At 39.0% G+C, this 19,450-nt stretch carries 16 protein-coding genes and 2 tRNA genes; 12 read left to right on the forward strand and 6 right to left on the reverse strand.

From position 1 onward, the window contains the following. Positions 1–600 precede the first annotated feature (600 nt). The 4 genes from ACI6PS_RS07975 (at position 601) to ACI6PS_RS07990 (ending at position 2,386) form a co-directional block, all read left to right on the forward strand. Complete coding sequence (locus ACI6PS_RS07975; protein WP_421012027.1) at positions 601–1,359, forward strand: hypothetical protein; 759 nt, start codon at positions 601–603, stop codon at positions 1,357–1,359. Then, entirely contained in the window at positions 1,359–1,754 is a 396-nt protein-coding gene (locus ACI6PS_RS07980; protein ID WP_421012028.1) for a DUF5675 family protein, read from the forward strand. Before ACI6PS_RS07975 ends, ACI6PS_RS07980 begins: the two co-directional genes overlap by 1 nt. An 11-nt stretch (positions 1,755–1,765) precedes the next feature. Further along, the gene (locus ACI6PS_RS07985) at positions 1,766–2,014 is read left to right on the forward strand and encodes a hypothetical protein (protein ID WP_421012029.1); all 249 of its coding nucleotides are present in this window, start codon (positions 1,766–1,768) and stop codon (positions 2,012–2,014) included. A gap of 298 nt (positions 2,015–2,312) precedes the next feature. After that, positions 2,313–2,386, forward strand: a tRNA-Ala gene (locus tag ACI6PS_RS07990). A gap of 57 nt (positions 2,387–2,443) precedes the next feature. On the opposite strand, the gene ACI6PS_RS07995 is transcribed toward ACI6PS_RS07990, so the two are convergent. Continuing rightward, on the reverse strand, positions 2,444–2,917 hold the full coding sequence (locus ACI6PS_RS07995) for a hypothetical protein (protein ID WP_421012043.1): 474 nt from the start codon (positions 2,915–2,917) through the stop codon (positions 2,444–2,446). Between the two features lie 325 nt (positions 2,918–3,242). Further along, positions 3,243–3,815 (reverse strand): helix-turn-helix domain-containing protein, encoded by a 573-nt coding sequence (locus ACI6PS_RS08000; protein ID WP_421012030.1) that lies wholly within the window; start codon positions 3,813–3,815, stop codon positions 3,243–3,245. Positions 3,816–3,989: 174 nt separating this feature from the next. On the opposite strand from ACI6PS_RS08000, the gene ACI6PS_RS08005 reads away from it, so the two are divergent. Both ACI6PS_RS08005 and ACI6PS_RS08010 read left to right on the forward strand, forming a co-directional pair. Next, positions 3,990–5,249 carry a putative DNA modification/repair radical SAM protein gene (locus tag ACI6PS_RS08005; RefSeq protein ID WP_421012042.1) on the forward strand — a complete coding sequence of 420 codons (1,260 nt, stop codon included), beginning with the start codon at positions 3,990–3,992 and terminating at the stop codon, positions 5,247–5,249. Further along, positions 5,249–6,019, forward strand: a complete 771-nt coding sequence (locus ACI6PS_RS08010) for a TIGR03915 family putative DNA repair protein (protein WP_421012031.1) — start codon at positions 5,249–5,251, stop codon at positions 6,017–6,019. Before ACI6PS_RS08005 ends, ACI6PS_RS08010 begins: the two co-directional genes overlap by 1 nt. A 48-nt stretch (positions 6,020–6,067) precedes the next feature. On the opposite strand, the gene ACI6PS_RS08015 is transcribed toward ACI6PS_RS08010, so the two are convergent. Further along, a tRNA-Ile gene (locus tag ACI6PS_RS08015) sits at positions 6,068–6,141 on the reverse strand. Between the two features lie 128 nt (positions 6,142–6,269). Continuing rightward, positions 6,270–6,671 (reverse strand): methylmalonyl-CoA epimerase, encoded by a 402-nt coding sequence (gene mce, locus ACI6PS_RS08020; RefSeq protein ID WP_421012032.1) that lies wholly within the window; start codon positions 6,669–6,671, stop codon positions 6,270–6,272. Between the two features lie 304 nt (positions 6,672–6,975). On the opposite strand from mce, the gene rbfA reads away from it, so the two are divergent. Then, entirely contained in the window at positions 6,976–7,368 is a 393-nt protein-coding gene (gene rbfA / locus ACI6PS_RS08025; RefSeq protein WP_421012033.1) for a 30S ribosome-binding factor RbfA, read from the forward strand. 1 nt (position 7,369) lies between these two features. After that, positions 7,370–8,569: an ABC transporter permease gene (locus ACI6PS_RS08030; RefSeq protein ID WP_421012034.1), complete on the forward strand. Its 1,200-nt coding sequence runs from the start codon at positions 7,370–7,372 to the stop codon at positions 8,567–8,569. Between the two features lie 152 nt (positions 8,570–8,721). Here ACI6PS_RS08030 and ACI6PS_RS08035 read toward each other — a convergent pair whose 3' ends face one another. Next, on the reverse strand, positions 8,722–9,330 hold the full coding sequence (locus tag ACI6PS_RS08035) for a superoxide dismutase (RefSeq protein ID WP_421012035.1): 609 nt from the start codon (positions 9,328–9,330) through the stop codon (positions 8,722–8,724). Between the two features lie 348 nt (positions 9,331–9,678). Between ACI6PS_RS08035 and ACI6PS_RS08040 the strand changes: the two genes are divergently transcribed. From ACI6PS_RS08040 to ACI6PS_RS08055, 4 genes are all read left to right on the forward strand, one after another. Next, positions 9,679–12,852, forward strand: a complete 3,174-nt coding sequence (locus ACI6PS_RS08040; protein WP_421012036.1) for a UvrD-helicase domain-containing protein — start codon at positions 9,679–9,681, stop codon at positions 12,850–12,852. Between the two features lie 73 nt (positions 12,853–12,925). Next, positions 12,926–14,125 carry a glycine C-acetyltransferase gene (kbl, locus tag ACI6PS_RS08045; RefSeq protein WP_421012037.1) on the forward strand — a complete coding sequence of 400 codons (1,200 nt, stop codon included), beginning with the start codon at positions 12,926–12,928 and terminating at the stop codon, positions 14,123–14,125. Between the two features lie 104 nt (positions 14,126–14,229). Beyond that, a complete protein-coding gene (locus ACI6PS_RS08050; protein ID WP_421012038.1) occupies positions 14,230–15,633 on the forward strand; it encodes an OmpA family protein in 1,404 nt (467 codons plus the stop codon). A gap of 64 nt (positions 15,634–15,697) precedes the next feature. Then, positions 15,698–18,457: a PD-(D/E)XK nuclease family protein gene (locus ACI6PS_RS08055; protein WP_421012039.1), complete on the forward strand. Its 2,760-nt coding sequence runs from the start codon at positions 15,698–15,700 to the stop codon at positions 18,455–18,457. A gap of 1 nt (position 18,458) precedes the next feature. Here ACI6PS_RS08055 and ACI6PS_RS08060 read toward each other — a convergent pair whose 3' ends face one another. Beyond that, positions 18,459–19,247, reverse strand: coding sequence for an alpha/beta fold hydrolase (locus tag ACI6PS_RS08060; RefSeq protein WP_421012040.1), 789 nt, complete (start codon positions 19,245–19,247; stop codon positions 18,459–18,461). Positions 19,248–19,450: the final 203 nt, after the last annotated feature.

Raw genomic sequence — 19,450 nt, forward strand, 5'->3', positions numbered from 1 at the left:
GTTTACTTAAACAATCAGCCAAGACAGTTACTCCTGAATGCATCTCATTATGTGCTCCATCTGCAGTCCCGAGTACTCGCAGAACTCTTCTATGGATACCAATTGATGGGACTCCTTGCCCAAATGTTTGCGTATTTTTGCCAAATAGAGTCTTGCCTGCCTGTAGGTTTTTCCCAATATACGTTGTATATCCTTCGGATAGATGCAGGCCTTCATCAAATCGTTTTTTACCATCTTATTTATTTTTTAGAGCACAAATATGCTTTGGCGTTTTTTAAGTCCTTCACAAGGTATTCCCAAGTTGTGAGTGAAAAAATGTGCTCGTTTGTGTAATGTGCTTCTCGATACGATACACAAAAAAAGCTGTCGATTTTTTGTGTATCAACCTAAGTGACGTGTTGTTTTTTAGTAGCATTTTCGTTGGTAAGTTTCTAAAGAATGTGGTAAAAAAGGACCTTGTTGGGCTGTTTTAGGTCATTAGCGACATGGCCGTTTTGAAATGAATTTTAATTGACTGAAAATTTGCAGTGTCGATTCGGAACAGTTGCAACGAAACCAGAAAGACTTCACTCAAGTTTTAACTTTTTAAATTTTCAAGACATGGCAAGACAAAAAGGCATTATCAAGATTAACGGTACACTAGGAGACATCACCTTCTATAAGACTAAGGATGGCTATATGGCAAGGGAAAAAGGAGGCGTCGAAGCGAGCAGGATTGCAACCGACCCAGCGTTTCAGCGTACAAGGGAGAATAATTCAGAATTTGGAAGAGCCGGAAAGGCTGGAAAGCTATTGCGCAATTCGCTGCGCACCCTCTATCTGCAGTCGGCAGATGCACGAATGTGTAGCCGCATGACGCAGTGGATGATGAAGGTGATTCAAGCGGACAAAACCAGTATCAGAGGACTTCGAAACGTTATTGACGGAGAGACGGAGTTATTACTTGGCTTTGAGTTCAACATCAGGGGCAAATTGAGTACTACGCTCTTTGCTCCGTTTACTGTGGAAATTGACCGAGCAGGAGGTATGATCTCGATGAGCGTACCGCCGTTTGTGCCGACCACGATGCTGGCGGCACCTGCGGGCACTACACACTATAAAATCCTCTCTGGTGCAGTTGAAGTTGATTTTGAGGCGGAAACTTTCGTAACCCGCCAGACGGAGACTGCTTTACTGCCGTGGAATAGTGAGGAGACGGTTGCCATTGCGCACAACAACAATGTCACAGCGGGAAGTACCAAGCCCTTGTTTGGGGCTGTGGGTGTGGAATTTTACCAAGAAGTAAACGGGCAGATGTATCCGCTTAAGAACGGAGCCCATAACCCGCTTTCACTGGTGCGGATTGATGGAGGCGTATAATGGTGCTTTTTCTTACACGGTCCTATTTTTCGAACGGGACCAATGGTACGCTCTACCATCAGGGCAGGATCATCTGCCATAGCATAGAGCTTCCGTGGAAGCAAAATCAGCGTGGCGTATCGTGTATTCCCGAAGGTAAGTATCTGCTAGCGAAACGCTACAGTCGAAGACATGGATGGCATATCCTTTTGATGGGAACAGGAACCCGACAGCTTATCTTGTTCCATCCTGCCAACCATGCCAATAAGGAGCTCAGGGGCTGTATTGCCCCCGTCACGAAACTTTCCGGTGCAGGCATCGGGATGGAATCGGTAAAGGCCTTTGAAAAGCTGAAGCGGTTGGTTTATACCGCATTGTCGGCAGGCGAGGAGGTTTCTGTTTATATTCATTCTTAAAAACCATGCTTATGAATTTATCCAAAAGGGTGCAGGCACCCACACCGAAATTTTTTAGAATATTACGCGCTATAGGACTGGTGCTGGCTTCTACTGGCGGTGTATTGTTGACCGCTCCGCTCTCATTACCTGTATTCTTAGTGAGTGCAGGAGGCTATCTGGTTGTTGCCGGTGGTGTGCTTTCCGCCGTCAGTCAGATTACGGTTGACGATGTTGCTGTTGAAAAGGGAATCTCGAAAGACGTCGATGATGCACAGTAATCAGCATCTGACCGCAGTGGCGGGTGGTACTTTTGCGAGCATCATTCCCAACATTGCTTCTGAGGATCTTTTACGGACGGCTATCCTGGCCGCAGTTGGAGCAATGGTAAGCCTAGCTGTTTCTTCGTTCTTAAAGTATCTTTATTACTTACGAGGCAAAAAAAAAATAATGTAGGCAAGTTGAATCCCGGTGAACAGCCGGGATTTTTCTTTCTATATCGTATTTGTGCCTAAGCCTATCTTTTTTTACTGAACGCTTGTTTTTTGGAAATTAAAAATCTTATATTTGCCCCCGAATGGGGGATTAGCTCATTTGGCTAGAGCGCTTGCCTGGCAGGCAAGAGGTGACCGGTTCGAATCCGGTATTCTCCACAAAAAAACCGTCTCGTTTTTAAACGAGACGGTTTTTTATTTATAAAAAAGTAAGTATTATTCTGTTGGCAAAGGAGCTCCAACGGCAATTTCGCATTTGTGACCTGGTTGTCCGTGTGGCGGATTCATTCCTGGAGGTGTTGGCTGGGTTGCAACAGGCTGTGAAGGAACTGTTTTTGGTGCCACTTTTTCCAAAGTATTTGGATTAGGGGCATTGTGAGGAGCCACTGAAGGTGCTTTTGGGGAATTTAGAGGCGCTCCAACGGCAATGTCACAACGGTGACCCGGCTGTCCGTGTGGCGGATTCATTCCAGCGGCCGTAGGTGCTGCAGAATTGTTTTGCTGTACTGGCTGTGCTGGTGCCGCAGTTGAAGTTGGTGCCGCTTGAGGTGTTACTTCAGTAACATTTTCAGGTGCTACAACAGTTTCTAATGGAGTTTCAGAACTTGGCTGTGGCTCCAATTCTTTCTTGCAAGAAGTAATGAAAAGCGTGGCCACAAATGCCAAACTCAAAATTATTTTTCTATTCATAAGGGATGTTTTTAATTAACGAAACCCAAATATAAAACATTAAACTACTTATCGATATACATTAACATAAAATAGTACGTTAAAAACAGCGAGCAAAAAAAAGAGGCTGATTTCTCAGCCCTTAATTTTCGATTATACTTCTGTTCCGCAGGTACAGTTGCTTCCGCAGTTACAGTTTTCACATTTGCAGTTTGGATTGTCGCATCCATTATTTCCTGATGATTTCATGATTTCTAGTATTTAAATTATTACTACTACAAAGTTAACTAACAGGTAATGTCCTGCCTTATGCAAAAGAGGGAAGGATGTATATAATTTTTGGATTTTAAAGGTTGTCAATTGATTTCCGTTTTTCCTTTCCTATTTTTTTAAAAAGGGAAGGTGTGAGTCCGGTTGTTTTTTTGAATTGCGCCGACAGATGATGTACGCTGCTGAAACCCATCTTGAAAGCAATTTCGGTTAAAGAAAGCTGATCATAGACCAAAAACTCCTTTACTTTTTCAATTCTTTGAATGATGAAGAATTGCTCGATGGATTTACCTTCAATAGAGGAAAACAAATCACTTAGGTAACTGTAGTCATAATGAATTTTTGAAGTGATATAGGTTGAAAGATTCTTTTTTTGCCTTTCAGGATCGTCCAAGTAGGCAAGGATTCTTTTCTTGATGTCTTCCACAATCTTGTTGATACGGGTTTCAATCAGTTCGAATCCTACTTTTTTTAATTCGGTTTCCAAAAGATTTCTCTTTTCAGGCTGTAATTCTTCGGAAAGATGTGCTTCTCCCAATTCTATTTTTTGAATTGGAATTTCCAAATTGTTGAAAATATTCTCTACCGAAAGGATGCATCTCGGGCAAACCATGTTTTTTATGAGGAGTGGGGTATTTTTTGTTTTCATCTTATGAAATTAGGGGGCATTTTCATTCCATAAAAATAAGGAAATTGACTATTTCAACAATGTTAATTAACAAATGTTGCACATTCTAAATGACTAGATTTGTCTCCACAAGCAACTTCAAAAGCATCTTTCCAGAAGCGCTTTATCCTCTATTATTTTACACAAAAAGAAACGATTATGTCCGATAGAATACGTGAAAAATTGACCATTTTGGCAGATGCCGCCAAGTATGATGTTTCCTGCTCGTCCAGCGGAAGCAACAGAAAAAATGATACCAAGGGTTTGGGAGATGCGAGTTCTTCGGGAATCTGCCATACCTATACCGAAGACGGACGTTGTGTTTCGCTTCTGAAAATACTGCTGACCAACCATTGTATTTTTGATTGTGCGTTTTGTGTTTCCCGAAAAAGCAATGATGTGAAAAGGGCCGCCTTTACTGTTGAGGAAGTGGTGGAATTGACCATGAGTTTCTACCGAAGAAATTACATCGAAGGCCTGTTCCTGAGTTCAGGAATTTTCAAGAATGCCGATTATACGATGGAACGCCTTGTAAGGATTGCTAAAAAATTACGTCTTGAAAATAATTTCAACGGCTATATCCATTTGAAAACCATTCCGGGAGCAAGCCAGGAATTGCTCACTGAAGCAGGGTTGTATGCCGACAGGATGAGCATCAATCTGGAAATGCCAACCGAAGCCGGACTGAAATTGCTAGCTCCCGATAAATCGCATGATGATGTGAAAATGCCGTTGTCGTTTATCAAGGACAGCATCATCCAATTCAAGGACGAGAAGAAAATAATAAAGAGTACGCCAAAATTTGTTCCGGCAGGGCAGAGTACCCAAATGGTGATTGGAGCCACTCCCGAAACCGATATGGAAATCATGTACAGTGCCAACGAATACTACAAGAATTACGATTTGAAGCGGGTCTATTATTCGGGTTATATTCCAATCAGTTATGATAATCGTATGCCAATGATTGGAAGCCAACCGCCACTTTTGCGTGAAAATCGACTGTATCAAACCGATTGGCTGATGCGTTTTTATGGTTTTGATGTGCACGAAATTTTAAATGTCAAAAATCCTCATTTGGATGTAGATATCGACCCGAAATTGAGTTGGGCACTCCGAAATATGGAGCAATTCCCGATTGATATCAATACGGCCGATTATAAGATGATTTTACGTGTTCCCGGAATTGGAGTAGGTTCGGCGAATAAGATTGTTCAGGCTCGAAAGTTTGGGAAACTTCGTTCCGACCAATTGAAGAAGATTGGAATTGCCTATAATCGGGCGAAGTATTTTATAAGATGTGCTGACAGCATTTTCCAATTGAACACACCTGAAGCTTTCACCGTTAAGAACCTGATCTTATCCGAAAGTAACAGCAAATACTTGAAGGTTCCCCAAAACCAATTAAGCCTTTTCTGATGGTCATTTATATTTTCGATGGAAGTCTGGAAGGTTTGCTGACTGCAGTTTTTGAGTTTTATGAGCGAAAACCAGGGAAAGTAAAATTGGTCAGTCAGGCTCATTTTGAACCCGTTTTTTTAGAGGAAACCTTGGAGGTGATAAATGATGAGGCCAAAGCGAAAAGAGTTTGGACGGGTTTATGTAAAAAAATCAGTCCCGATTGGCGAAGCCGTTTCTACAAATGCTATCTCTCCGAAACACCTGAAATCTTCCAGCATCTGTTTGATTTTGCCTGCTATATTTTTGATAATCCGAAAGGTGCCGAAGACAATTTCGGACATCCATCAGTAATTGCGCTTTCAAAAATGGACAAAAGTGTGAACCGCGAAAAGCACCGAATGAAGGCCTTTATAAGATTTCAAGAAACTGGCGATGGTATTTTTTATGCTCCAATTGAACCCGATTATAATGTACTTCCGTTGATTGCTTCTTTTTTCAAAAACCGATATGCCGACCAGAAATGGATTATCTATGATTTGAAACGAAAATACGGCTTGTTCTATGATTTGGAGAAAGTGGAAGAAATTATATTCGATTATGTTCCTGAAGTGAAGAAAAGCAGTGTCCATTTGCCTTCTGATGTTTTGAACGACAAGGAAGAATTATATGCTTTGCTTTGGAATGATTATTTCAAAAGCACCAATATCCCTGCTAGAAAGAATATGAAATTGCATATCCAGCATGTTCCGAAAAGGTATTGGAAGTATTTGACGGAGAAGCAATCATAAAAGTTTTAAAACAAAAAAAGGCTCTACATATGTAAAGCCTTTTGAAGGTGGTCCCACTTGGAATCGAACCAAGCACCTACTGATTATGAGTCAGTTGCTCTAACCGAATGAGCTATAGGACCAATTATGAGGATGCAATATTACTACTATTTTCGTTTCGTTGCAACTATTTAGCCTATTGATTTGCTGTTTTTTTGGTTTTTGAACTTCTATCAGAATTGAAATAATTCTAATATTCTAAAAATCAGCTTTATTTTATTTCCTGGCAAAGTTCAATCAGGACGCCGTTTGTTCCTTTTGGATGTAGGAACGCTACTAGTTTGTTATCAGCACCTTTTTTAGGTGTTTCGTTTAAAACGGTAAATCCTTCTGATTTTAATCGTTCGATTTCGGAAACAATATCTTCTACATCAAAGGCAATATGATGGATGCCTTCGCCTTTCTTTTCCAAGAATTTTGCTATTGGGCTTTCGGGAGTTGTAGCTTCTAGAAGTTCAATTTTGTTGGGACCGTTCATGAAGAAGGAAGTCTTTACGCCTTCGCTTTCTACTTCTTCTGATTTATAGGGTGGTGCTCCGAAAAGTTTTTCGAAAAGTGCGTTGGAAACTTCAAGGTCCTTTACGGCAATACCGATGTGTTCTATTTTTCTCATTGCGGGTGGTTTGGTGACAAAGTTCGGAAAGTTTTTTGGGATTAAACACTAAGCACACAAAGTTTGCACGCAAAGGTCTCGAAGTTTAAAGAATGTCTGAAGTTTTTATTCTAGCCCCGACAGGAGGGAAAATCCTTTTTCAATTGCCTTGGGTTTCAACCCGAGGCAATTGAAAAAAGATTTGGAAGGATGGCGGGAACATGGATTAAACAAATGCCCGAGCGTTTTGCTCCTGATTATCATCAAAAAAAGATAAAACTTTGGGGTTTATTGACTTTGCCTCGAAAAATCGTATTTTTGCAGGATGGAAACAAACAGACAGAAAAAAATAGGTGGGGTGATCCAAAAAGATTTGGTGGATATCCTGCAAGGTGAAGTGCGAAAAAACGGAATTTCGAATCTGGTGATTTCGGTTTCGAAGGTGAGCGTTACGACGGATTTGTCGATTGCGACTGTATATCTGAGTATTTTTCCACAAGAAAAAGCGGCCGAAACTTTGGCGGCCATCAAGACCAATACGCCTTTGATCAAGCATGATTTGTCACAGAGAGTGCGCTTGCAATTGCGTAAAGTGCCTAATTTGAGCTTTTACATAGATGATTCTTTGGATTATATCGAAAAGATTGACAATGCGCTTTCAGCAAAGGAAAATCCTATTGAAAACCGTGATCTTTTAGAACGAAGAAGAAAATCGTAATTTGAATTTTTCCCTTTACATAGCCAAACGCTACCTCAGAAGCGCCAGTAAAAATAATGCGATCAACATTATCAACTGGATAGCCACAATTGGAATTATTGTGGGAAGTATGGCGATGTTTGTCATCATGTCGGTTTTTAGTGGGCTGGTTGATTTTAGTCTTTCGTTTTCGAATTCGGTTGATCCGGATTTGAAAGCAATGCCGTTGACGGGAAAATCATATCTTATTTCACCAGATCAGGAAAGCAAAATCAAGGCCCTCAAGGACGTTGCATTTTATAGCAAAGTAGCTGAGGAGCAACTGCTTTTTATGTTTGATGAAAAACAGCAGGTCGCCAATTTGAAAGGTGTTGACAGTGTTTTTACGAAAGTCAGCACGATACAGGAAGGTTCTTTCAGCGGACAATGGATCGAACCTGGCACGCTTCAGGTTGTTGTAGGTGGCATAATTGCCCAGAAATTATCGTTGGGATTGATGGATGTGAATAATCCGCTTGAAGTGTTTGTGCCAAAAGCAGGAAAAGGCGATATCAACAGTCAAGATGATGCTTTTAGGAAAGATGTCTTGGTTCCTGTGGGAATTTATTCTGTAAACGAGGAACTGGATGCCAAATATGTCTTTTGTGATCTGGCCCTGCTTCAGGAATTGTTGGATTTTAAACCAAATCAAGTCACGGCATTGGAATTCAAATTGAAACCGGGAGCGAATGAAGGAAATGTCATCACTTCACTTCAGGAAATATTAGGCGATAATATCGTCATCAAGAATAGAGTTCAGCTGAATGATTCGCTTTACAAAATGCTGAATACAGAAAATATCGCGGTCTATTTGATATTTACACTCGTGATCATCGTTGTGCTTTTCAACTTGATTGGCGCCTTGATCATGATGATTCTGGAGAAAAAAGGAAACCTCAAAACCCTTTACAATCTCGGAACTGAAATTAAAGAGCTGCGTAAAATATTCTTACTGCAAGGTACATTGCTTTGCGTAGTAGGCGGAATTATCGGTGTAGTTTTAGGACTGATTATTGTGTTTGTGCAACAGCAATTCCAATTGATCATGATCAGTGATACCTTGGCTTATCCAGTAAAAATTACCATAGCAAATATCTTTATCGTTCTTGCAACAGTTGTTGTCTTAGGTTTTGTTGCGTCGTTGATTGCTTCAAGCAGGGTGAGCAAGAAATTGATGGAGTAAGAAGATAAAAGAAGAAAGAAGCAAGAGAAAAGATTTTTTGAACCATGAAGGAGTTAAGGTTCATTAAGATTGTAGAATTTAAATAAGAAAGAGGCAAGAGAAAGAACAAACATCTTTCTTCTTGCCTCTTTTCTCTATCTTCTAAAAAGAGATTATTTCTCGTTAGCGAATCTTCTAGCTACTTCTGTCCAGTTGATTACACTGAAAAAAGCTTCAATATAATCCGGTCTTCTGTTTTGGTAGTTCAAGTAGTAAGCGTGTTCCCAAACATCCATTCCTAGGATTGGAGTTCCGCCACAGCCTACTTCCGGCATCAAAGGATTGTCTTGGTTTGGCGTTCCGCAAACATCCAATTTTCCACCAGGATGCACACAAAGCCAAGCCCATCCAGAACCAAATTGAGTTGCCCCAGCTTTAGCGAATTTTGCCTTAAACTCTTCAAAAGTCCCGAAAGATTTTTCAATAGCATCAAGCAATTCACCCGTTGGAAGTCCGCCACCGTTAGGTGACATTACCGTCCAAAACAAGTTATGATTGTAAAAACCACCACCGTTATTTCTCACGGCGGCGTTCTTTTTGTCAAGATTAATAAGGATATTTTCAATCGTCAAACCCTCCAATTCTGTTCCGGCGATTGCAGCATTTAGGTTGGTTGTGTAAGCATTATGATGTTTTGTATGGTGAATTTCCATCGTTCTAGCATCAATATGTGGTTCCAATGCATCATAAGCATACGGTAATTTTGGTAATTCAAAAGCCATAATATAGTGTTTTAAATGATTTATAAAATAATTGAAATCAAAATTAAACATTTAACTTTGGAAAAGGAAATACTATTTTGTTATAATTGTATTAACAAAAATAATAATACTGTAATTTTTAGAAGCTCATCCTGCTTTCCGTTACAAGTCCTCATGAAAAAACCAATGTTTCTAATTTTTGAAAAGAGCTTCCGTTGGTCGCTTTTTCAAAAAAAGAAACATAAAGTTTTTTCATTCCGGGCTTTCCACTTCAATCAGGGCTAGGGCAGTAGTGCTAAAATTTGACATCAGGTACAGTTACAAGACCTAACAGGTTTTCAAAACCTGTTAGGTCTAAAAATAAAACAAATGAAACGACACTCTTTCGCAATATACGACGCTTCGGCAGGTTCCGGAAAAACCTATGCACTTGTAAAAGAGTACCTCAAAATCATCCTTTCGGCCAAGCAGAATGATGCTTACAGAAATATCCTCGCCATCACTTTTACGAATAAGGCCGTCCACGAAATGAAATCCCGAATCGTGACGAATCTTTCGGAGTTTGCAAAGGAAAATCCTTCGAAAAAAGCACAAGATTTGATGCAGGATATTGCTACAGATATCAATCTTTCACTATCCGAAATCAAACAGAAATCGAAAAGTATCATCAAGCACATCATTCACAACTATGCCGCTTTTGATATTTCCACGATTGATAAATTTACGCATAAAGTTATCCGCGCTTTTGCCCATGATTTGAAACTTCCAATGACTTTCGAGGTCACACTCGATACGGAAAATCTCTTGATTGAAGCCGTCGATGCCTTGATTGCGAAAGCCGGTGAAGATGAAACGCTTACAAAACTTCTCGTAGATTTTACGATGGAAAAAACCGACGACGACAAAAGTTGGGACATCTCACGCGAAATTCTGGAAACAGGAAGATTGATCCTGAACGAAAACAATCGCGAAGAAATCACGCACTTCCACAACAAATCCATTTCGGAATTTCTCGAAATCAAGAATAAAATCCAAGAAACGTGTAAAAATCTGGAAAACGAATGTGTTGATTGTGCAAAAAACGCTTTGAATTTAATTGACTCAAACGGGATTGATTCGAAGTCTTTTTCGGCCGGACATTTTCCGAACCATCTGAATTATATCTTAAACAATGAATTAAAAAGTTCGCATAAAAAATACCATACCGAGGAAGACATCAAAATCAATAAAACGGCAAAAGACAGGGCGGTAATTGAAACCATTTTGCCCGAAATGTTGTCGATTCTTTCGTGTGTTTACAAGAATTATGAAAAGAAGAATTTTTATACGGCGTTCTTAAAAAACATCACGCCTTTGTCGTTGCTGAATACTGTAAGTACTGAACTGGCCAAAATTCAAGAGGAACAAAACATCCTTTCGATTGCCGAATTTAATGCCATCATTCACGAACAAATCCAGAACCAGCCGGCTCCGTTTATTTACGAACGATTGGGCGAACGCTACAAGCATTTCTTTATCGATGAATTTCAGGACACGTCCGAAATGCAATGGCAGAACTTAATTCCACTTATTGATAATGCACTTTCAAGCGAAGATTTGCAAGGAGAAAGAGGTTCGCTGATGATTGTGGGCGATCCAAAACAATCCATCTATCGTTGGCGTGGCGGTAAGGCCGAACAGTTTATTGAGTTGAGCAAGGACTTGAATCCGTTCAATAATCCCGATAAGCATTTGGAACATCTGGACAAAAATTACCGAAGTTATTCGCAAATAATCAACTTTAATAATGGTTTTTTCAAGATGCTTTCGGGCGAATTTGAAAATGCAGATTACAAGGATTTGTATGAAAATCACAGCCATCAAAAAAGCAACGACAAAATAGGAGGCTACGTTAATATTTCCTTTATTCCAAGAGTAGAAAATTCTGATCCCGAAGTTTCGGGAGAAGATGCGCTTGATAAGACCGAATTATTTGTCTTGGCAACTTTAAATACCATCTTAAAAGCAAAAAATAAAGGTTTTGAATACCGCGACATGGTAATTCTGACCCGAAAAAGAGGCCAAGGAATTGCGATTGCCAATTATCTTACAGAACAAAATATTCCGTTGCTTTCGTCCGAAACGTTGATGATTGCCAATGCCACAGAAGTACGCTTGATCATCAGTTTTTTGCGTTATTTAAAAAACAGTAGTGATTTAGAATCGAAGGCAAATTTCCTGCAATATATCGCCCGAAATATCCAAGAGGAACTCCCTGTTCACGATTTTATCGCAAAAGGAATGGAACTCAAAATCGAATCGGAATTTGAACAATGGCTGTTGGAGTTTTCAACTGATGTTTTGAGTCCGCTTTCGTTTCAAAACATCCGAAAAAAATCATTGTACGAAGCAGTTGAAATCATCATTTCGAAATTCATAAATCCTAAAAAAAACAACGCCTACATTCAGTATTTCTTGGATATTGTCTTGGAACGCGATATGCGAAACCAGGCCGGAATTTCCGACTTTTTGAATTATTGGGATAAGAACTCAGAAAAATTCAGCATTCCATCTCCGGAAGGTGATGATGCGGTGCGAATTATGACCATCCATAAATCAAAGGGATTGGAATTTCCCGTGGTAATCTTTCCGTTTGCTGAGGAAGATTACAGCCGAAGTCCTAGAAGCAAACTCTGGCTGGATGCCAATGAAGAAGAGCTAGGACTTCCAAAAGCTTTGATTGATAACAGCAGTGCGGTTGAAGGGTATGGCGAAGATGCTTCTGTTGTTTACAATCAGAAAAAACAGGAAGAATTGCTCGATAACGTGAACGTGCTTTATGTTGCCTTGACGCGAGCCGAAGAACAATTGTATATTATTTCGAATATGAATCTTTCCAAAAAGGGAGAAATTCCTAAGAACAATATGGCGACATTCTTCATTAATTATCTTGACAATTTTTCGGATTTTAATGTAGATAAATTTGAATATGAATTTGGGGATCCAAACAAGCTGTCGCCAGAAAGCGAAATCGTTGAAAAACCTGTAAATATCGAATTGGTTGCTGAAACATTAAATCCAAAAAATATAAAAATTGCCCAACGAGAAGCCTTGATGTGGGGAACGCACCAGCAGGAAGCGATTGAATATGGAAATGTTTTGCATGAGATTTTGTCGTTTGTAAAAACTAAAAATGATGTTCCGCTTGCGATTCAAAAAGCCATCGAAAATGGATTGATTACTATTAATCAGGAAGAAATTGTACGGCAAACGATCGACGAAATTGTTAATCATCGAGAGCTTGAGATTTATTTTTCTGAAGGAAATAGAATCTTGAACGAACAGACCATTATCCAGAAAGAAGGACAAATCGTAAAGCCGGACAGAATGGTTTTGACCAAAAATAATGAAGTTCTTTTGTTGGATTATAAAACTGGAATCCACAATCAGAAATACCAATCGCAGTTGGAGGGTTATCAAAATGCTATTGAAAAAATGGGCTTCCGCGTTTCAAAAAAAGCACTGATTTATATAGGAGAAACAATCAATATAGTAAATTTGTAAAATAGTAACTAGGGAAAAGCCAAAAGGCAAGAGTCAACCCTGAACCATAAACCTAAAATCTTATACCTTTAAAATGTACGGAAAAATACAACAACACTTGCAAAACGAACTGAAAACCATTGAAGACAATGGAATTTTCAAGAAAGAAAGAATCATCACTTCACCACAAGGAGCTGAAATTACCATTTCGACAGGAGAAACGGTTTTGAATTTTTGTGCCAATAACTATTTGGGATTGTCTTCGCATCCGGAAGTGGTCCAGGCCGCAAAAGATGCTTTGGATACACATGGTTTTGGAATGTCGTCTGTTCGTTTCATTTGTGGCACACAGGATATTCATAAAACTTTAGAAGAGAAAATTGCAGAATTCTACGGAACCGAAGATACAATTTTGTATGCCGCCGCTTTTGATGCAAACGGAGGTGTTTTTGAACCATTGTTTGGAGAAGAAGATGCTATTATTTCCGATAGTTTGAACCATGCTTCGATTATTGATGGTGTTCGTTTGTGTAAAGCGGCACGATATCGCTACGAAAACAGCAATATGGAAGATTTGGAGCAGCAATTGATCAAAGCCAATGAAGCCGGAGCTCGTTTTAAAATTATTGTTACCGATGGTGTTTTCTCTATGGATGGAGTAGTGGCGCCATTGGATAAAATTTGTGATTTGGCAGATAAATACGATGCAATGGTAATGGTTGATGAATGCCATGCCGCTGGATTCATCGGTGCAACCGGAAAAGGAACACTTGAAGCAAAAGGTGTAATGGGAAGAGTTGACATCATCACAGGTACATTAGGAAAAGCACTAGGAGGAGCAATGGGAGGCTATACGACTGGTAAAAAAGAAATTATAGAGTTGCTGCGTCAACGTTCAAGGCCTTATCTGTTTTCAAATTCTTTGGCACCGGCAATTGTCGGCGCTTCCATCAAAGTTTTCGAGTTGTTGAAAAAAGATACTTCATTGAGAGATAAACTAGAATGGAACACCAATTATTTCAAAGAAGGAATGAAAAAAGCAGGTTTTGATATTATCGATGGCGACTCTGCTATCGTTCCAGTGATGCTTTATGATGCAAAATTATCGCAAACTATGGCCAATGAGTTGCTGAAAAAAGGAATTTATGTCATAGGATTTTTCTTTCCGGTTGTACCTAAGGAAAAAGCAAGAATAAGAGTACAACTCTCTACAGCCCATACAAAAGAGCATCTGGACAAGGCAATAAGGGCATTTACCGAGGTCGGTATAGCGTTAAATATTTTAAGCAACTAATAATTTATCTAAAAATTATGTTATTTTTTTAACATTTTCTTTTGTGGTTAGGATTTAAGGCATTACTTTTGTCCTAATAACTTTTGTAACTAAAAAAATCAAGTATGAAACATCTTAACAAAATTTTTGTTGCGGCATTGATGGTTTTCGGACTAACTTCGCAAGCGCAAGATACTGACAATCCTTGGGCTATTACCTTTGGTGCTAACGCGGTTGATACCCAAGCCAGTGCTACATTTGACGGTGACTTCGCTGACCGTTTTAACAAACCATTTAAAATCAAAGAAAACTGGAACATCCTTCCTTCTGTTTCTTACTTAACGGTAAGTAGAAGCGTTGGTAGTGGATTCTCTGTAGGAATTACAGGATCTGTGAACAAAATCACTAAAGTAGTTCAGCAATTTTCTGAAGGTGGTGAATATGAAGTTAGAAACCCTGGAGATTTGACTTATTATGGAGCTGATGCTATCATCAAATATAGCTTCATGGAAATGTTAGGTTCTAAAGTAATTGATCCATCTGCACATATTGGTGGAGGTTACACTTGGTGGGGAGATGCTAGCGCAGGTAGCGTTAACGGAGGTATAGGTTTAACATTATGGTTTACTGAAAACGTTGGTTTGTCTCTACAATCTACTTACAAGAAAACATTTGATGAAGACAAGAACAATACTGGAGTTCGTTCACATGTTCAACATTTTGCAGGTCTTACTTTCAAATTTGGAGGAAAAGATACTGACGGAGATGGTGTATACGATAAAGACGACGCTTGTCCAGAAGTTGCTGGTCCTAAAGAATTAAACGGTTGTCCTGATACTGACGGTGACGGAGTACTTGACAAAGATGACGCTTGTGTTGACGTAGCTGGTCTAGTTGAATTCCAAGGTTGTCCTGATACTGACGGAGATGGTATTCAAGATAGCGCTGATGCTTGTCCAGAAGTTGCTGGATTGAAAGAATTCCAAGGTTGTCCTGATACTGACGGAGACGGTGTTCAAGATAAAAACGATAAATGTCCTACTGTTGCAGGTCCTAAAGAAAACGGTGGTTGCCCATGGCCAGATACTGACGGAGACGGAGTACTTGACAAAGATGACAAATGTCCTTCTGTAAAAGGTACTGTTGCTAACAACGGATGTCCAGAAATTACTCAGGAGCAAATCACAAAATTGAATGCTTACGCTAAAACAATCTTGTTCAACAGTGGTAAATCTACTTTCAAACAAGAAACTTTCGCAGTACTTCAATCAATCACTGCAATCTTGAAAGAATATCCTTCTTCTAAATTCAGTATTGAAGGACACACTGATAGCGATGGTAAAGATGCAATGAACCAAAAATTATCTGAAGACAGAGCTGGTGCAGTTAAGAACTACCTAATCGAAAATGGTATTGCTTCTGACAGATTGACTTCTTCAGGTTTTGGAGAAAGCAAACCAATCGATACTAATAAAACAGCTAAAGGAAAAGCTAACAACAGAAGAGTTGAAGTGAAATTGGTTAAATAATTTCTTCCTTTAAATAATCTAAGAAACGCCTCGATTTATCGGGGCGTTTTTTTATTTTTATAAAATGACAAATGATACTTTTTTAGAAAAGATTGCCCAAACGATACTAGATTCTTACAAAGAAAATCTATCTGATTTAGTTGTAGTTCTTCCAAATAAAAGGGCAAAAGTGTTCTTGATCGAAGCACTTAAAAGCAAAGTAGAAAACACCATTTTTTCGCCTCAAATTATAAGTATAGAAGATTTTATACAGGAAATAGCAGGCATACGTTCGATCGACAGTGTAGAGCTTTTATTTGAATTTTATGAGGTATATTTATCAGTCACAGATAAACAACAGCAGCAAACTTTCGAGCTTTTTGCGAATTGGGCGAAAACGTTGCTTCAGGACTTTAATGAAATCGACCGATATCTTCTCGATCCAAAACATGTTTTATCGTATTTAAAAGATATTGAAGACATAAAAAAATGGGGAATTGAGATTGAAAATAAAACCACTTTACTCGAAAATTATATCGACTTTTGGAAACTTCTACCCAACTATTACGAATCACTTTATAGCCATTTGTTGAATAAAGGACTCGGTTATCAAGGGTTAATTTACAGACAGGCAGTCGAAAATCTGAATCATTTTTCAAATTCAATTGGAGAGAATCAGTTTCTTTTTGCCGGATTTAATGCTCTGAATGCTTCCGAAGAAAAGATAGTACAGCATTTAATCGCTTCCGACTCTGCTAAGATATATTGGGATGTTGATACAGTTTTCCTCAACGATCCTTTTCACGATGCAGGTTTGTTTGTCAGACGATTCAAGGAAAATTGGAAATACTACAAGTCAAATCCATTTGAATGGATTGTAAACGACTTTTCGCAATCCAAAAACATTCAGATCATTGGGACACCCAAAACAATTGGGCAAGCCAAAATTGCGGGTAGTATTATTGAAAAACATATTCAAAACGATACCGTTTCGCTCAATAAAACGGCCATTGTTTTGGGCGAGGAAAGCTTGCTTATTCCACTTTTATATGCCTTGCCTTCATCCGTTGGTGCATTGAATATTACTATGGGCTACTCAGGAAAGAACAATCCTGCACAGATTTTAATTGCCAAATTGTTCAAAATGCACACCAATGCTGTTTCCAGAAAAGGAGAAAGCTATGTGTTGTATTACAAAGATGTTTTGGATATTCTGACGCATCCGTTGGTGGAACCCTATGCCAATACTTCCAAACTTGTCAACCTAATCAATCAAAACAATTATACTTTTATCACACACAAGCGTGTACACGAGCTGAACGAAAATCCATCGGAACTATTTCTTTTACTGTTTCAGAAATGGGAAAATGGTTCTGTAGCGGTTCTCGAAACGTTATCAAAGTTGTTACTTATTATAAAGTCAAATTTAAGCAACGACAATCAGGAAGAAAAAATTGCAAAAGCCTTTGTATATTCGGTCTTTAAAATCATCAATAAGCTTATTAATTATTATTCACAGCATCATCATATTGATAAAATCGAAACGTTGTATGCCATTTATAAGCAGATAATCGACCTGGCTGAGGTTTCTTTTGAAGGCGAACCGTTGAATGGTTTGCAGATTATGGGTGTGCTTGAAAGCCGTGTGTTGGATTTTGAAACGGTGATTGTAACATCGATGAATGAAGGGAAATTTCCGGCAGGAAAATCGATGAATTCGTTTATTCCGTATGATGTAAAACGGGAGTTGGGATTGCCTACTTTTAAAGAAAAGGATGCCATCTATACCTATCACTTTTACCACCTTTTGCAACGAGCTAAGAACATTTATCTGCTCTACAATACCGAGAGCGAAGGTCTCGACGGTGGAGAAAAAAGCCGTTTTATTACCCAACTCGAGGTCGAAAAACAACCTAATCATACTCTTACACACGAAATCCGTAGCAGTGATGTCCCTCTGATTGCCTATGAACCAATCGTAATTCCGAAATCCGATAAGGTAATGGAACGATTGAAAGAAATTGCCGAAAAAGGCTTCTCGCCGTCGGCATTGACGAGTTATATCCGAAATCCGATTCAGTTCTATTTCCAGAAAATATTACGCATAAGCGAAGTGGAAGAAGTGGAGGAAAACATCGCCCTCAATACTCTTGGAACCATCATTCACGGTACTTTGGAAGCATTGTACACGCCTCTAATCGATAAATTCCTGACGATTGAAGACATCAAAAACTGCATCAGGGAGATTGACGCTGAAGTTTTAAAACAGTTTAAAGAAATCTATAAAGAGGGCGAAATCAAGAAAGGAAGAAACCTTCTTGCCTTTGAAGTGGCCAAACGGAATGTCTATAATTTCCTAAAGCTTGAACTTCAAAATCTTGAAGAAGGCGATGCTGTAAAGATTATTGCACTGGAGAAAACCTATGAAAGAACGTTGGAGCATCCTGCCTTGCCCTATCCGGTGCTCATCAAAGGAAATGTAGACCGAATTGAATACCGAAACGGCAAAATTCGTATCATCGATTATAAAACTGGAAAAGTAGAAGGCCGGGATGTTACCCTAAAACATTGGCACAAGCTTACGGAAGACATAAAATCCGACAAGAGTATCCAGGTTTTGGCATACGCTTTTATGTATGCTCCGCATTTGGAAGGACATGAAATGGAAGTGGGTATTATCTCTTTTAAGAATTTAAAATCGGGATTTCTTCCGTTTAATTTTGTAGAAGAAAAGCAAGCGATGTCTATCATAAACGATGAAATTTCCGAAAATTATACCGAGCAATTGGTCTTGCTTTTGAAGGAAATACTAGACGTGACGATTCCTTTTGAAGAAAAAATATAAGTTAGACTTGCTTAAAAAAATCCAGCAGATTTTTCTTTAAATCATCTCGATTTTCAATATGGCTCATGTGTCCGTCTGGAAAAGTGAGGAGCTTCACAGCCGTTCCGTCCAGCTGTTCGAGGCTTTCTTCGTAGTTCAAGACGGGATCATTTTTGCCTAAAATCAATACTATAGGATAGGGAGCAAAATGCAAAATCACCTCTCTGTCCTTGCGGATCTTCATCCCTTCGAGAGAAGCTACAATTCCCTGTAAAGGCGTTTTTAGGGCTTCTATTTTTACATTTTCAATTTCTTCTTCTAGTCTTTCCCTATTGTTTTCGCTGAATAAATTTGCGATAGAAAGCCTAACGAAGTTACTGTAACTTTGTTTTACCGCCTTGATTGCACGGTCGCGATTGGCCTTTCGCTCGTCGCTATCGGCGCGAGAAGTAGAGTTCAAAAGCACAATCCCTTTCACATTGTCTGCGTATAATTCGGCGAAAGCCAAAGCCACATAACCGCCCATCGAGTGCCCCACAAGAACTGCTTTCCTGATTTTTAGTTCTGATAAAACGGCGTGCACCACATCGGCATTGTCTTCCATAGAATGCACGTATCCCAGGGGTTGTGTTTTGCCGTGACCTAACAAATCAATTGTAACAACACGATATTTCTTAGAAAAATCAGCTATATAAGCGTCCCACATAGTTTGATTTTCCAAAAAACCATGCAATAATACGATAGCTGTTCCCTTGCCGCTTTCAGAAAAGAAAACTTGTGTACCTCTGTGGGTAATGAATTTATCTGCCAAAGTCTTTTTACGGTGTTTTAATCAACAAATTTACAAATATTTGATACAAACTAATAACTAATGTTTTAAGCTTTTATTTCGTTTATATATCATTGTCTAATAGTTGGCTTAGTGTTGTAAACGTAATATCATAAAAAAGCCCTTCCGTATTGGAAGGGCTTTTTATTATTTGATTGCATTGTAATTACTTGACGATAAGGAAT

The sequence above is a fragment of the Flavobacterium sp. PLA-1-15 genome, assembly GCF_049060005.1.
Classification (GTDB): domain Bacteria; phylum Bacteroidota; class Bacteroidia; order Flavobacteriales; family Flavobacteriaceae; genus Flavobacterium.

Bases quoted from the DNA above. Each gene is read 5' to 3' on its own strand.
- ACI6PS_RS08010 (WP_421012031.1), top strand. From the start codon at position 5,249: ATGGTCATTTATATTTTCGATGGAAGTCTGGAAGGTTTGCTGACTGCA.
- ACI6PS_RS07980 (WP_421012028.1), top strand. From the start codon at position 1,359: ATGGTGCTTTTTCTTACACGGTCCTATTTTTCGAACGGGACCAATGGT.
- ACI6PS_RS08055 (WP_421012039.1), top strand. From the start codon at position 15,698: ATGACAAATGATACTTTTTTAGAAAAGATTGCCCAAACGATACTAGAT.
- rbfA (WP_421012033.1), top strand. From the start codon at position 6,976: ATGGAAACAAACAGACAGAAAAAAATAGGTGGGGTGATCCAAAAAGAT.
- kbl (WP_421012037.1), top strand. From the start codon at position 12,926: ATGTACGGAAAAATACAACAACACTTGCAAAACGAACTGAAAACCATT.
- ACI6PS_RS08040 (WP_421012036.1), top strand. From the start codon at position 9,679: ATGAAACGACACTCTTTCGCAATATACGACGCTTCGGCAGGTTCCGGA.
- mce (WP_421012032.1), bottom strand. From the start codon at position 6,671: ATGAGAAAAATAGAACACATCGGTATTGCCGTAAAGGACCTTGAAGTT.
- ACI6PS_RS07975 (WP_421012027.1), top strand. From the start codon at position 601: ATGGCAAGACAAAAAGGCATTATCAAGATTAACGGTACACTAGGAGAC.
- ACI6PS_RS08035 (WP_421012035.1), bottom strand. From the start codon at position 9,330: ATGGCTTTTGAATTACCAAAATTACCGTATGCTTATGATGCATTGGAA.
- ACI6PS_RS08050 (WP_421012038.1), top strand. From the start codon at position 14,230: ATGAAACATCTTAACAAAATTTTTGTTGCGGCATTGATGGTTTTCGGA.
- ACI6PS_RS07985 (WP_421012029.1), top strand. From the start codon at position 1,766: ATGAATTTATCCAAAAGGGTGCAGGCACCCACACCGAAATTTTTTAGA.
- ACI6PS_RS08000 (WP_421012030.1), bottom strand. From the start codon at position 3,815: ATGAAAACAAAAAATACCCCACTCCTCATAAAAAACATGGTTTGCCCG.
- ACI6PS_RS07995 (WP_421012043.1), bottom strand. From the start codon at position 2,917: ATGAATAGAAAAATAATTTTGAGTTTGGCATTTGTGGCCACGCTTTTC.